The following is a 15,655-nucleotide window of genomic DNA, read 5'->3' as shown; positions in this document are numbered from 1 at the left end:
CTCCCCGAATTACACGCTTTCGAGTCCCCTTCGCGACTTCCGGCAACTGGCACTCGATCCAATTGGACCGGCAGGAGGTGTTTGTCGATCGGTGACAGGGTATTCATGAAATAGGACTCGACCCGTCCATCAATGAACCGATCTCCCGCCATCGAAACGAAATCGCCGTCGACAATATGGTGCACGACGGCCCCGACACGACGGCCGTCAAAGAGCTCCGCAAACTCCTTGTCGATCCCGGGAGAGTTGTAGGTTATGACCGACGCCAAACGGTTTGCCGGATCCAGTTGCAACCAATCGACAGCGAACCATTGGGCAAGTGCTCCTCCGAGTGAGTGCCCGATCAACTGCACCACGTTACCATGACCTTGCTGCTCAGTAAGCCAAGAGCGGATCGAACTTCGGTTATGGATATATTGGGAGTACCCGACGCCGTTCGGGTTGGTATCAACCGTCAACAATTCGACGTTGGAATCCGTGCCACGAAAGGCCAAGATCGGCTCGCTTTCCACACCCTGGGCCGTTCGCAAAACCAAACCGATCGCAAAGAACTCGCCGCTGCGGAACACCTTGTCAACCACATAGTCTCCGTAGCCGACTTGCGTTCCACACTCCAGGTCTTCGTAAGCGAGGTAACGAGCGACGATCTCCGGATGAATCGCTGGCTGTTCAATCCCTTGATCATCCGTGGAGAATACCGTGATGCGGGCGACGGCGGCGTCGACAATCGTGCTCCCTTGGTCATCGACGCTTGAGACTTGCAATCCGATGTAATGGACGCCGACAGAGAAGCCCAGCGAATCGAGCTCCGCCCATGTCTTGGTCAGCGTTTGTCCCGAACCGTCATCGTATTCCCCATCGTGATCCAAATCCCAATGGTACTGAGTGGCTTCGATTGAATCAGAGCCATCAAAAGTCGCCGATTGTCCGTATGCGATCGCTTGAGTGCTGATCACTGCCGTCACACCAACAACCCGGACGGGACTGTAAAAGTGGTAAAGCTCACCAATGGTGCTATTGGATGTTTGCAGACCTCGATACGTGGAGTAGATGTCTTCGCCAGGCTGGTAGACGATGCGTTCGTAGTCCGTGATTGCCCCCTGCCCATCGCGAGGATAATCATGATACTCCCGAACAGGTTCATTGGTTTCGGGGTCCAACCGGTCTGGTGGCGAGAGAAGACCGTTTCCGGTGACGGAGGTTCCAGCCAATTCGGCGACACCGCCGTAGATCCCACCACCTAATGTCCTCGCCGTATTTCCGCTCACACGACTTTCGACAAGCGTCCCGCCGCCATAGATTCCGCCGCCGAAATCACCGTCCGCCTCATTCCTCGACACGGTCGAATTGGTCGCATCGATTCCTCCATTGACGCCACCCCCGTTGCCTCCTGCCCTATTCCGAAGAATTTCCGAATACGAAGCCTCGACGCCGCTGGTCGAGTAGATCCCTCCGCCGTCGCCGCCAGCGACGTTGCCGACGACCTTCGATTCGGACAATTGGATCAGGGAACCGTAGACGCCTCCACCGCGAGCTCCCGATCGATTGTTCAACAACTCCGAACCATTCAGAACAACAACGTAACCCTCAATCCCCCCGCCATCGTTGACTGCTTCGTTGTACGCAACCAGGCTTTGGAACAACGTCACGTCTCCCCCGTTGATCGCACCTCCCGTTTTTCCACTTCGGTTATAGGAAAACTCACTCGTCTCAATTGTTGCGCTCCCATCGAACGCTCCGCCATCGCCGCCAGCGACGTTGCCGGTGAAGGTCGACTCAACAATGGTTGCAAAACCGAACACCGCACCGCCGCGTCCCTCGGCATGATTGTCGAAAAAAAGGCTTCGTTGAATCGCGAGGTCGCCAGCCATGGTCGCCCCGCCATGACCGGCTGCCAGGTTGTCGGCGAAATGCGAATCAATTGTCGTGACGGAGCGTGCCTCCACAGCTCCTCCGTTACCGCCGGACTCGTTACCGTCAAACCTCGACCGCTCGATATGGACTTCGTTTGCATTCACCGCGCCACCATCGGACGCAGACGTGTTGTTCGACAGGACCGACTCTTGGATCGTCAGATCGGTCGCGGAAATCGCGCCGCCCGCACCAAAATTCTTTGCTCGGTTTGACGTCACCACGGTTCCCGTCACCGTCATTCGTTCTCCATGAATCGCACCTCCGTCACCATTCGCGACGTTTCCAGACACATGAGAATCAATCAGATCGATGTCACGTCCCCAAATCGCACCTCCGGTCCCACCTGCTGTATTGTCTGAGATCGATGATCCAGATATCACAAAGGTCGCCGGTGCGGAGCCCGAAAATCGAGCAATTCCTCCTCCGTCTTCGGTGCTCTGATTCGAGTAAATCGTCGAGTCCCTAATGAGGATCGAATTTGAGATCACTCCGCCACCGTCGCCCGTCTTCGAATTGTTGCGCACGGTGCTGTCGGCCATGGTCAATGATGTTTTTGCGACGATCCCACCACCCTCTGTGTTGTCAGCGATGGTCGAGCCGGTGATCGTGACGACGTCTCCAAAAACTCCTCCCCCGATGTTTCCACTGATCCGCGAATCTGAAGCATCAACGCGACCGCTGGCATCTAAACCGACCCCGTGGTTGTCACGGATCGTCGTAGCGAAAAGGACGACGTCGCCATACGCATCGATCCCGCCCGTACCGCGGTCGGCAGTGTTGGATTGAATCACCGATCCTTGGACCGTCGCGCTGCCAGTCAAGATGGCGCCGACACGGGAAGTGGCGGTATTCTGATTGACCGTTGAGTTGCTGACGATCGTCTGCCCGGTCAATTCGGTTGCGATCGCGCCACCGATCGATCCCCGGTTTCCGATAAAAGTCGCTCCTTTGGCGAGAACAGATTGCGTTGCGTAAATTGCGCCACCTTCGCGTAGGGACGTGTTCCCAGAGAACGTCGTGCCGTCGATCTCAACACGCTCGGCCCAAATCGCACCTCCGAGCCCTTGCGTTGTTTCGTTGCCCGAGAAAGTGCCGCCCAATACTTCAACAGCCCCTGAACCGTGGATCGCTCCTCCGCCGCCAAAAATTCCCGCAATCGATTCGTTGTCGATAAAATCGGTTGCCGAAACGGTCAGGCTTGTTTGTGCAAAGATTGCTCCGCCGACACCACCAAAATTGGACCGATTCCGCTCGAATCTCGAACCCTGGACCGCGGATTCGCCGACACTGTAGATCGCTCCGCCCTCCTCAGCCTCGTTATTGACAAGCACACTCGATGAAATCGAGAGCGATCCGCCTACGTAGATTGCGCCGCCTTTGGACGCCGCAATCGGATTCGCCATGTTTTCAACGAAGCGCGCACCTGATACGGACAAGGAAGCGGTTTCCGAACGGACCGCGCCGCCAAAGCTGGTGTAGTTGCGTGAAACGATACTATCAATCAATTCGACCGTGGCAGATTCAGTCACCAAGATCGCGGCGCCGCCGAGAAGATGCTTGACAAATAATTCAATGTCCGTGGGGAGGCCGAAACCGATCTCTGTCGAGTCCGCCCAGCCGCCGGTGATTGTCAATCCATCGAGTTTGGTCGGTTGATCGCCGCGAACCCAAACCACGGTCAAGGCATTTTCATCAATAAGACTCCCTTGGACGCTCGTAAACGGAAGCGCCGGATCGTCGTTCGCGTCGAGATCGCCCGACAAGATCGTCGACAATGCCAGTGTCCCATCGCCGTTCCGAAGCCGCTGATCCGCTGCCGTCTCGGTTCCGGCGAATCCGCCGACCAGAGAGACACCATCGGGAATCTCGAAGGTGGAGAGTCGCCGACTGGTGGAATCCCAGATTCGATCGGGCCGGTAAGTCCCCTCGGCGATCCAAACCTCGTCGACATCGTTGTTTGGATTGCCGTCGCTATTTCGGATCCGTGCCTCGCCCAACGCCGATTCCAAACTGACAAAAGCCGACGTCCAGTCGGCTCCATCACCGCCCGACGCAGACGTGGCATCAACAAACAATGTTGTGAGAACGCGCCGGGTTTCAAGTCGCTCGATCACATTGCGGCGGACGAGGCGATTGCGATTAAAAACGGCTCGGCGACGAGGTGAAACCGGTGGCATGATCGGATCCGTTGACTCTCGTGGGTGCAGCATCCGACACGAAGTTTAGCAGGGTCCACCAACCCCTCGCAAGAGCCCGCCCGTGTCGTCAGAATGCGGCAAGAATCTGGATCCGCCTATGGTTTCACTTGGCGTCAATGATCCGGCGCGTTGACGATCAGCTTGTCTGCAACTGTTGGCTGTCGTGGGGCTGGCCGATGGCCGAGAGCAGTTCAACGAACCACGGTGTGTTCTTGTTGAAGGGTTTGCCGCCGCGGATCCGTTCGAATTCGATCGCCCGCAGTTCATCGCCGCGTTCCTCGTCCTCGCCGACCACCCCGCCTTGTCCGGCTAAAGCACACTCGACTGCTTTGTCTGCACAGCGTTTGATCAATGCCAAATCCTTTTCATTGGCGCGGGCGGCTCGGCTGAAGTAACCGCTTTTCTGGACCAACGTCTTTTCGGCGCCGATCATCGCCGCGAACTGTTGGCCGAACCACTTGCCGGGGTTCACCGCATCCAGCTTGTAGTGCCCGAAGGCATCTTGTGGCACTTCTTCCCCCCGCGATTGCATTTCTTTGACGATCGTTTCAACGCCGGCACCTTCAGAGATGAAGATGTTGACGCAATCGAGGTCGTCCATCACATCTCGCAGTCGTGCCGCTTCCTTTTCCAGATCGAACTCCATTTCCGGAATGTAGACCCCATGGACTTCGTCGCGCTGGCGGCTGAGCCCCGCTTCGGGCAAGAAATCCAATTGATCGAGCAACTTTCGATAACAGTCCGCCGTCGCCGCGGTCAGCCAACCGCAGTTCCGTCCCATCACCTCGTGCACGATCAACATCCGCGGGTTGGCATTTTGTTCGGCGACCACGTTTTCAAAGAACCGCGCGCCCTGCTCGGCAGCCGTCCATGCACCCAGACTCTGTTTGATCGGTATGACATCGTTGTCGACGGTTTTGGGAAGTCCGACCACGGTCAGTTCATAATCGTTTTGTCGCAGGAACGCGGCCAGATCGGCAGCCGTCGTGTTCGTGTCATCCCCGCCGATCGTGTGCAACACATCCACACCGTCCTTGCGAAGCCGTTCGGCGGCCACGGCCAATGGATCTTGCCCCTCTTGGATCAGGCCGCGTTTGACGCAGTCAGCGACGTTCGTCAACTTGACACGGCTATTGCCGATCGGGCTTCCGCCGCGTTTGTGCAGCCGAGCGGCGTTCTCCCGTACCGTCCGGTTGACCTCAAAACTGTCGCCCAGTAGCAAGCCTTTGTATCCGGAGCGGTAACAGATGATTTCGACCTCGGGCGCGACCTCGGTGTATCGCTCGATCAGTGCTCCGATTCCCGAAGAAAGGCAGGGTGCAAGTCCGCCCGCCGTCAGGATGCCTACCTTCTTTACTGCCATGGCTGTTGTCTCGTTTAACCGTAAACTGGATTGTTGAATGGAATGCTGCCGAGTCGTATTTTACGACGCTTCGCCCGACCGGTCACCCTGGGATGCCACGCACAAACCCATCGACACTTAACCTTGCAGTGATGTCCCTTAACCGGGGATCAGGGGCGATGAGAAGGTCCTTGAGAGTCGCGGCACTCGCTGTGTGCCCGCAGGTCACACCCCCCGGGTCAATCGTCGCGACCATCGCCTTGAGTTGAACCTCCGGATCGTCCCCCGCGGTGGCGAGCGAAGAAAGTTTTACGTCTTCCGCTCGGCGAGCTGTTGCTGACGGCGGCCGAGCCGCAACGCGGCGAAGGCCCAAAGAGCGATCAGCGGCAGACTGCAAAGGTTGAGAGTCGCGAAACCGAAACCGGCCAAATTCCGTAGCGACCCCAGGACTTGACTCGATAGGGCATCCCCGCCACGCAACACCACCGTGTCGATGAAGTTTTTCGATTTGTATTTGTCACGGCGGCTGACGACCGTGAACAACACCTCTCGGGCGGGCACCGTGATCCCATACGCAGCCGCACGGGTCGCCACCATCGCCGTGGCGACGACGGCCAGACTGCCATAGGTTGACAGGACAGAAAACGAGATCAGGTACACCAGCGGTAAGATCACCAGCGAAATGGCGACGCCTAGCCGCCGCAGGATCCAACCGGACAGGAGCAACTGTGCCGTGAGGGTCAACGTCTGTGTGCCGAAGTCGATGTAGGCGAACAGTTGCGTCTTGGATTGATCATCGGGAACGTTTGCCCCCACGATCTCCGCCTGCTGGAAATACAGCTGCGTGCCGGCCGCTTGGACAAAGAACAAGTAGACGCAAATCGAGGCGAGGTAGCTTGATTGCACGACGTGCGTCACGCCTTCCCAAAGTCCGCCGACCGCAGGCGGGCGATCGCCATCGTGTGGAATTCCCTTCGGCGCAAACGACGGCTCTTTTGCGACGCGTCGCTCCAACCGCCAGGCAAACCACAACCCCGCCTGGAGTGTCGCCATCGGGATCAGCAGCAGCCCGGCGGTCGACAATTCGGTCGCAACTTGGCTGGTCAAAAGCGATCCCGTCACGGCCCCCACCGTTCCCCCCGCTGCGATGCGTCCGAACAAACGTTTGCCCTGCTCGCTGCTGAACAGGTCGGCCAAGACCGACCAAAACACGCTGGTCACAAACAATCCGAAAACGTTGACCCAGATGAAAAAGATGCGGGCCGCCCAGACCCGCACCAGTTCGTCGCCGAAGCTGAGGGAGGCACAAAAAGCCAGCAGCGACAGACTGAAAAAGTGAAACACCACGCGGACCAACCAACGCCGCGGCAGCCGATTGACCAGCACCGCATAGATGGGAACGGCGACGAGCATGGCGACAAACGTGACCAACATCAGCCCTTGAAGCTGTTTGGTCCCCCCGATCGCGCCCATCGTCTCGCGCACCGGCCGCACGACGCTATAGCTGAGCAAGACAAAAAAGAACCAGACCGCCGCAAGAATCGCCACGCCGCGTTCGGCATGTGAATCGGAAGGGTCGGGCGAATCGGAAGGGTCGCGTGAATCGGAAGGATCGGGTGAATCGCCATCACCCGAGCCATCGGCCCGGTTTGATGATTCGCAATTGTCGTCCGGTTTGTGAATCGATTCGCCCGCGGTTGGCGTGGTGCTTGTCTGCCGCGCCGGCCTCGGTGACGATGCCGGACGCGCGCCGGAGAGTGTGGAGCGATAAAAAGTAGCGAAACTGGTCTTGCCGGGCAAGGAAGCACGAAACTTTCACGCCGACGGGACGAAGACCCGAGGCAGATTGCCGTGCCGAACGGTCTGTCGACGCCACGATCCGCCGGTCGCGGAGTTCGCCGCCAAACACACTGTTTTCCCTGATCAATTTCCTCCGATCATCGTCACCCCATGTGTCTGCAGCCGATCACACTTGATCCCGCTCCCGGTCCGATTCCCCGACGTGTCGCCGAGTGGATCCAGGCGGGACGGCTGGCGGGGAAGTCCGTCGACTGTTTCGATTACATTCCCAGCAGCGCGGAACTACTGCACGCGTATTTGCGTGTCATTCCGGGAAAGCGTTATTGCGAATGGGGCAGCGGACCGGGCATCGGAACCGGTATCGCTGCGCTGTTGGGTTTTCGGGCGACCGGTATCGAGATCAATGCGGAATTGGCGCGGTGTTCTCGTGAGTTATTCGAGCAATTTGACTTGAACGCTGATGTGGTCCATGCAAGTTACCACGACGTGGTCGTTGCGGCCGATGTCGTGTTCGTCTATTGCTGGCCCGGCCAAGCGAACGCGGTTCGCGAGCGGTTTGAATCGGTGATGCCGCCGGGGACTTGGTTATTGATGGCCGACGGTGCAGAGCGCTTTTCGGCATTCTTTCGCGGTTACGGTGACGGGTAATCGATTCGATCTTAGCAGTGCCTTAGAATGCCAGTAGCACGAGTCACCAACGGCCTTCATCATCAATCCCCGACGACAGTACGATGGCAAAAGCCAACCAACGAGCCGGATGGCGGAAATCGAACAAACGTGTGGTCGCGGCAACGACGACGGAATTCGGCCACCGCGGACGTGAAAGCCGGAAACTGTTGTTTCGCGTCAGCATGCTGACGACGTTGGGAATCTTGTTGTTGGGACTGTTGGTGTACATGTTGCGTCGCGCGCCCGACCGCGACGTCCCCCTGATCGTTTCGGTCGTCTCACAATCCGGCGCGCGGGCGAACAATTCCGCCTTGTTTACCGCACCGAACCCGTTCGCGCTCGAAGACGTCGAATCGCTTTGGGCGTGGTTCGGTGGTGGCACCAACGATCCTTCAGAAAACGTCGTCGTGGTCGGTGATCCCAACGATGCGTCGGGCGTGATGGGCTATGAAACCGATCGCCTGATCTCGGCGATCACCAAACCGCTGGCCACCGTCCAGCCGGGCGGTCCCGATGGAAACATGATCGCGATCTACTTGAGCGCACACGGTTTCGTTGACAAGGAAACGCCCTACTTGGCCGTCGGTGACAGTCGCGCCGATAGCGAAGCGACTTGGATCCAGTTCCAAGATCTGTTTGACGCCATCGTCCACACGTTGGATGAACGCGGGGATTCAAACGATGTCAGAACAGTGCTGTTTATCGATGCGGCGCGGGTCGGACCACAGTGGGATTGGGGCCAGTTTTCCGAATCGTTTTCCGAAGCGTGTCAACGAGTCACCGGCGGCGTGTCCGATCGGATCGCCGTGGTCTTGTCGGCCAGCCCGGGACAACGCAGCTGGTGGGATCCGCGCAAGGGACGCGGCTTGTTCACCCAAGCACTGATCGAAGCGTTGACCGGGCAAGGCGATTTGGATCGCAACAACATGGTCACGGTAGGGGAGATCGCCGAGTATCTAAAACGCCAGGTCAACGAATACGCCAAAGCGACTTGGGATGCCACGCAGACGCCGATGATCGTCAGCCAGCAGGCGGCCGATTGGAATTTCATCAGCCAGCCCGGGCCGCAACCGCCGCCGCCGGAATCGAAGGTCGACGTCGCCCGACTTCGCAGCGACTTTGACGAGCTTGACAAGCTCTGGCAGCGACACAACCGCCTGACACGCATGACCCACCCGCCGCTGGCGTTCAACCCGCTGGGCTGGGCGACGCTGGAAAAGAAGCTGGCACGCTTGGACGCCCTGTTGCTGGCCGGAAAAGGCTACCGGGACCGATTTGTCACGATTCGCTCCGGCTGCGAAAGTGATCTGACGCAATTCGAAATCGGGCCGGACACCATGCCCGAGCCGAGTTCGCTGCCGGAGCTCGCGCTGCGTGATTATTTCCGTGGAACCGATCATGAACGTGATGGTTGGAGCGACGATGAACGGGCGGCATTTGACGAGATGGTCGCCAATTGGCGGAAGAAACCCGACATCGCCGCGGCGGTTCAAGTGCCGATGAACGAGGCACAGGCGATCCGGTTCCTGCTACCGTGGATCGAACAGAGGAACTACGACGCCGAATCGTTGTTGCTATCGTCGCAGCTGTTGGAGCGAGCGAATTTGGTCACCGGGACGCAGCCAGCCTCGTTGCTCGAGTCCCAATTGATTCGGCTGTGCGCCGCGCCGGACCTGCAACACTTGGAACCGAAGACCATCGCGAGCCTGTTCGAATGCCAAGCCTTGAGCCGTCAGACGCTCTGCAGCGACGATTTGCGGGCATCGTTTTGGATCCGAAAACGCCTGGCCGATCTACAGCAAGAACGATTGGCATGCGTCGATCGCATGTTGTCGCGAAACGCCAGCGAACAGGGCCTCGGCCGCAGCCGGTGGCCCGAGGTCCGCGGCGGATTCGATTCGCTCCGCCAATCCGCATCAGAAATTTCACAGGCGTATCAATTGCGCGACCAGATGCTGCACTCGATTCCACGCATCGCCGAAACGTTGATGGTTGACATGGAAGCGTTCGACTACCAGGAACAGTTTCCCGACAGCCAAACCCGTGCAATCGTCGGTCGTGCGATCGATGCGTTGGCGGCGCTCGTTTCCGGTCTGCAATTGCCCCAGGATGACGACAACCAACCCATCGAATCACGGGAACCACAGATCGCAACCGCCCGGCTGAACGCACAGAAAGCGTTTGACGCGCTGACCGGGCGGATTATCGACCGATTGAATCTGGCGACCAAGGAGAAAGCGGGCGATGCCAAGGGTTTGCGTCAGAACTTTGCCTTGTTGGCCGGATCGGGGACCGACAGCGCCGAGCTGCGCCAACGCGTACACACGCGGCTGTGCGATCTGATTGCCGACGAAAGTGCCGGTGCGGGCATCGTCCAAAACAACCAGCCGGATCAAGAGAACGCCGATCGGACCACGGCCTGGTTGGAACTCATGTCGATCGGGCGTAAGCACGTCTGGGACCATTGGCTGAGCGTCACGCAGGATCCGGCGCTGTTGGGAACGGCTGTCTCGGCGACCGATGCGACCAATGATGCGCCTGCGAATTTGGTCGAACTGTTTCAAGACACCGGCGCCGCATTTCGCAAGCAGGTCGCCGAACTTGCCGGGGGACGCCTGGCCGAACGAACCCTGGCCGACGACGTGATCGAGGATCCGGTCCGACGATCCGAGCAAAAGGCATCACTGGAAACGACGCGGCGGCAAATCGAGCAATGGGACACGTACCTGCGCGGCCGCACGATCCTGTTCTCCTACGCGCCCGCGGAAGTCGAAAAGATCGGCAGGGGACGTTTCGCAATCGACCAACAGCTGTTCCTGTTCGATCACGCATCGCGAACAGTCGATGAATTCTGGTGCGGTGCGAAGGAAGGCGACGAGCCGTTCTTCTTCGCGGCGGGAAATCGGTTGCTGCAGTCGCGCAATCAAAATCCGCTGTTCCCGACGATCAAGATGAATCTGGACGGTGTGGACTTGAGCGAGCGACTCGCCGCGGCCGGGGCAGCGGCGACCGCCAAGACAGCGCTTCAGCCACGGCCCGCCGACGAGTTTCGCGTCGGGACGTTGCTAAAGTTTGTGGTCGGAAAAGAGGTTCAATTCGTTCTTGATCGCCCCATGTCGGTTCCACTCGGTTTGGCATCGGTGTGGTCCCCGTTGGGCGATCAATCCAAAACGGTGTCGTTGGATCCGTCGGCGGACGGTTCGGTCATGGTCCCGATGTCGGTCCCCTCGGACACGCCTGCCGATGAAGCCGCTTTGACGACCGACGTGTTCTTTCGTGGCATGCGGCGATCAGGCCGAATCGCGTTCAAGACGCTGACCGGTGGGACGCGAACGGTGTTTCGATTGCCCAACTATTCCGAACCGGCCGCCCGAGTCATTCGCCAACAGAAGGAACCGGAACGGTTATTGTTGGTGATGGATTGCTCGCGATCGATGGGAATCGCGACCAACGTCGGCTTGTCGCGGCTGGACGTGGCCAAAAATGCCGTGACGGGGTTTTTGAACGGACTGGCGCCGGACGTGGAAGTCGGGCTGATCCTGTTCGGCGATCAATTCGGTTTTAAGGAGACGGTGGTCAATCCGATGACCGGAAAACGAAGTCCCGATGGTTTGCCCAAAATCTGGCCGGTCGACGTCAATGGACAATTCAAGTTTCGCATCGAACAACTGGTTCAGGGGCAGATCGTCGACGCCGGCCACGTTGCCGGCAACGAAGACGCAGCCAACAATCCCAACCTGGACGTCCGCGTCGCGGCTCCGATCAAACCACTGGACCAACGGCATCTGCGTGATCTGAGGGGTAAAATCGCCGGCCTGGGCGCGATCGGCACCACGCCCACGTACCGGGCGATTGTTGAAGCCTACAAACAGCTTGAACGACGCGGCGGCCACATCATCGTGTTGACCGATGGATTACCGGCGGTCGTCCACACCGAAGGCATCAACGTCGACGACTTAAGCGATCAGGCCCAAGCGTTGTACGCGAAAAACAAAAACAACATCAAACTGACGTTCGTACGCTACCTGGTCGGCGCCAAGAAACTCGAAAGCGAATTCCGCGGCGCAAAGTTCCTCGACGCCGCCGATGGAAAAGCCCTGCTGCGACACCTGCAAAACATCCGTTCCAAACCCGAAGTTCTGTGGGAACACCATCGCGAAGAAGCAAGTGTCAGAGGGGACTTCGATTCGATCGTTTCGATCTCCCAGTGGCCACCGACCGGAGTGGCCACGCCGAACGGGCATCCGGTGCTGCCGGCATCCCCGTTTTCCATCCGAGCGATCGTGCCCGATTCCAGCGATCCGATTGACGAAAGGGCCGACGTTCGCGTCGAAGGCGGCGAACAATTCGAATTGATCCTGGCCGACAAACAGCTGTCCCATCAACCGTTCAATTTTCAATTCACACCGCTGAACAAGATCTCGACTCAAGGGACCGATTCAAGTCGTTTTCAAGTCCGGGCCGGTCCGATGGGCAAACGCGTCGATCGCCAGTTGACCATGCAGGTGGCGATCGAAAGTGCCAACGGAGATCAGGGCAACGGGAAATTCACGCCGCGTCCATCGGACATCTGGGTCGAGCTGACGGGAATCGACAGCCGGGCGGCGAGCCGCGGACGAAACGAAACCTATGCGTTCAGTTTGCCGGAGTTCCTGGAGCGTCAACCGATTCCGATTCTGCTGTGCCGGATCGATGATTTTGACGCGAGATTCGACCGGATCGCCGTGAAAACTTGGATGCGTTTCGCAGACCAACGCTTGGCAGGAACGCCGATTCCGCTGGACCAGCCGGGTCTGATCACCTTGGACGACTTGCCAGGCGTCTCGTTTCGCACCCAACGCGGAACCAACCCCGCCGGCGGGATTCGCATCACCGTGACCGAGCAATACGGTCAGGAACGCAAACCCAACAGCATCCGCGTTTTGCCGAAGCCGCTTTGTAATGAGGCATCCACGGTCGTGTACCACGACAAACGTGTCGTCACACGGACGTTTGATTTCGCCGACGCCGACACGTCGGTTTCGCTAAGCGTGATCGCCGCCGGCGAACTTCAGAAACAGAGCACGCTGGCGGCCACGGGGTCGGTCCCGATCGACTTTGACAGCCGTTAGTAGTCGACTTCGACGCCGAAGTACGGTGTCAGACCGGGCGACAACACGGCGGTTTGACCGAACCGGCCCTCCGGCGGAAGCCGCAAGTTCAGGTGTTCGAAGTAATTGTTGTTGAACAGGTTCTCCGCCCCCATCGTGATGTTGACGTTGTTTGCCGGCCGGATGTAACCGCGAATGTAGCTGGTGGTGAATCCGGGCGTCGCCGTCTCCAGCTCGACCACACCGGTGGCCGGCGCGACCGCACGCAGGGTCGCCAGACGGTCTTGGTTGTCGACCATCCGCAATCCCCACTCGAATCCCCATGCGTTGCGAGGTCCGGTGTCGATCAGCCGCAGCCCGGCGCGTCCTTCCAACGGGTTGATCCCCGCCAACGGTTGATCAATTTCACGGTCCCGTCCGTCCAGGTATGCCAGGCTACCGAACACCTGCCAGCCGTCGACCAGATCGGCTTCACAATAGTATTCGAATCCGGTCAGTGTGGCATACTCGGTGTTCATCGCACGCAGCAACCGGGCACCTTGCGGGTCGTCGATCACATTGGCTTCGTAGGTGATGTAGTCGACGATCCAGCTGTGAAATCCGCTCAGTCGGGCGCGCAGGTAGTCGTGCTCCATGTTGATCCGACCATCAACCTGCCAGTTGCGTTCTTTGCTGAGCGTCGGGTCGCCGATCACGCGGCTGAAACCACTTTGGATGATCGCCAAGAATAGACCGTCGCTATAACGCTGTTCCAAATTCGGCAATCGTTCGGCGTATCCGAATCCGACACGTGCTTTCCAGGCCGGTGCGAGGTCGATGTCGTTGGTGATGAAGAATGCGCTCAAGACATCCGACACATCCAAATCCTGATTGATCTCGTTGGTGAATGGGTCGCGGAAATTCGAGCGGTTCAGGTCGACGTCTCGCTCGTCCGCTTCGGTGTACGCCAACGAGACGCGGGCCCCGACGGCTGTGCTTAGGTACTGTCGCGGCTTGAAGGAATACTCGGTGTACAGGCCGGGTTCGAAGACCTCTGCGGCCGGCAATCCGGTGTTGAAGTTATCCAGGGGGTTTCCGATGTTGTCGGTGAAGTCCGAAAGATCAAACGACTCGTCGATTTCTTGTCGGACATATCGAAAATCGACGCCGGCACCGACGGTGCGGTCGCGATCGAGTTCTTGCGTGAATCCCGCTCGCATCCCGGCACTGATCAGATCGCCATCGACAATCCCAAAGAATTCTTGACCGGGCGCTGCGATCACGGGCGTCGGGGATGGCCCGGTGTTGATCGGTCTGCCGGCTTCGGCCAAGGCGTCGTCGACTCGCTGCAAGACCGGGAAATCCACGCGTCGCTTGCTGCCGTTGGCCGTGTCGCCATTGAACGTCGTGTAATTCGCCCAGCTGTCAACGCGATAACCGAAACCGGCCCGGTCATCACGGTGGACCAGACTGTGGGTCAATCCATCGCTTTTCAGATCGTCGACGTCGAAGAACTGGCCTGCGTATTCGGTGTTGTCCTGGTCGATGTGTGTGTATCGCAGTTCGCTCCGGGTCTGTCGGTCTATGTCGTAACCGATCCCGGTGAACAGATTGAACGCGTCATAGCTGGACGGTACCAACAAGCCGTCGCCCGCCTCGTAGTCGCTACCTTTGCGATAGCCAACGTTGGCGAAGTAGCCGAGACTCTCACCGCCACCGAACAATGTCATCGTGTTGTAGGTCTGGCCGCCGTTGGTGCGAACGTTGGTTCCCAGACGGATATGATTCTCCCATCCGCACTTGTAACGCGGTGCGGGGATCGTATCGACGTTCAAGAACGAAAAACCGCTGCCGTAGCGAACCGTGTAGGGTCCGCTGTAAACCTGCATGTTGCCGATCAACGACTGGTCGATCTTGGAGAACACGCCGTCCAGGTCGCTACGGACTGGGAACTGGTACGATCCGTCATGCCCGGTGTAGACCTGGCCGGTGTAAAAACCACGAATCCTGGGATCGAAGCCCACTTGGCTGCGCTGGCGGGCGCGAACGGTCTGGGTCGTCGGGTTGGCGACCAGCGTTTCGGCGATGTCCGGCGTCGCGGTCAAATTGAACTGCTGGGCGGTGACGATGTCGACCGCGGGCGACTCGGACAAACCGACTTCGCTGGTCCCTTGGACCTGTTCCAAATCCTCGATGAAACTCGCCGAATCGACCAACGAAGAAGTATCGGTGCTGAGCGCCGGACGACTGATCAAACTCCAATCGCCGAAACCAAATTCTTCGGAGATGTCACCGGCGTCGAACGATTCCAGGCCGCCCGAGGGGCCGGCGTCGATCGGTTGCAGACCCTGTTGGCCGACCGCCTCGCTGGGTGCACCGAACAGATCTTCTTCTTCGAACTGGGCCGGGATCACCCCGGTCGCCACCATTTGCTCCAGATTCTCGGCGATCCGAAGCAGCCGAAAATCGGGCTCCGTCACCTCCCCGGCACCAGTGGTGGCGGCACTGGTTGCTGCAACACTGGTTTCTGCAACATCGGCCGCGGGCTGACTGGCCGCTGGCAGTGTCAGCTTCGGCTCGTCGGCCATCACGGCGGGCATGGAGATCAACGTCACGACCGCCAACGGTAGCAGGCGTCCTTGCCTTTTTCGAAACATTGTTTT

The 15,655-nt window shown here is 58.8% G+C and carries 5 protein-coding genes and 1 pseudogene; 2 read left to right on the top strand and 4 right to left on the bottom strand.

The genetic code is table 11. The annotated features are described in order from the left end of the window. Positions 1 to 164 precede the first annotated feature (164 nt). The 3 genes and pseudogenes from Mal15_RS35135 to Mal15_RS13035 form a co-directional block, all read right to left on the bottom strand. Positions 165 to 3,317, bottom strand: a pseudogene (locus tag Mal15_RS35135) (lipase family protein); the annotation flags it as partial. Between the two features lie 931 nt (positions 3,318 to 4,248). Further along, complete coding sequence (locus Mal15_RS13040; protein ID WP_147868170.1) at positions 4,249 to 5,475, bottom strand: pyrophosphate--fructose-6-phosphate 1-phosphotransferase; 1,227 nt, start codon at positions 5,473 to 5,475, stop codon at positions 4,249 to 4,251. Between the two features lie 288 nt (positions 5,476 to 5,763). Beyond that, the gene (locus Mal15_RS13035; protein ID WP_233903429.1) at positions 5,764 to 7,254 is read right to left on the bottom strand and encodes an NTP/NDP exchange transporter; all 1,491 of its coding nucleotides are present in this window, start codon (positions 7,252 to 7,254) and stop codon (positions 5,764 to 5,766) included. A gap of 150 nt (positions 7,255 to 7,404) precedes the next feature. Between Mal15_RS13035 and Mal15_RS13030 the strand changes: the two genes are divergently transcribed. After that, a complete protein-coding gene (locus tag Mal15_RS13030; protein WP_147868169.1) occupies positions 7,405 to 7,902 on the top strand; it encodes a methyltransferase domain-containing protein in 498 nt (165 codons plus the stop codon). An 83-nt stretch (positions 7,903 to 7,985) separates the two neighbouring features. Continuing rightward, positions 7,986 to 13,034 carry a caspase family protein gene (locus tag Mal15_RS13025; RefSeq protein WP_147868168.1) on the top strand — a complete coding sequence of 1,683 codons (5,049 nt, stop codon included), beginning with the start codon at positions 7,986 to 7,988 and terminating at the stop codon, positions 13,032 to 13,034. Here Mal15_RS13025 and Mal15_RS13020 read toward each other — a convergent pair. After that, complete coding sequence (locus tag Mal15_RS13020) at positions 13,031 to 15,649, bottom strand: TonB-dependent receptor plug domain-containing protein (RefSeq protein ID WP_167546773.1); 2,619 nt, start codon at positions 15,647 to 15,649, stop codon at positions 13,031 to 13,033. The genes Mal15_RS13025 and Mal15_RS13020 overlap by 4 nt on opposite strands. Positions 15,650 to 15,655: the final 6 nt, after the last annotated feature.

The organism is Stieleria maiorica, assembly GCF_008035925.1.
Classification (GTDB): Bacteria; Planctomycetota; Planctomycetia; order Pirellulales; family Pirellulaceae; genus Stieleria; species Stieleria maiorica.
Note: the sequence above shows the minus strand (reverse complement) of the source record. Positions and strands in the feature narration are given on the sequence as shown.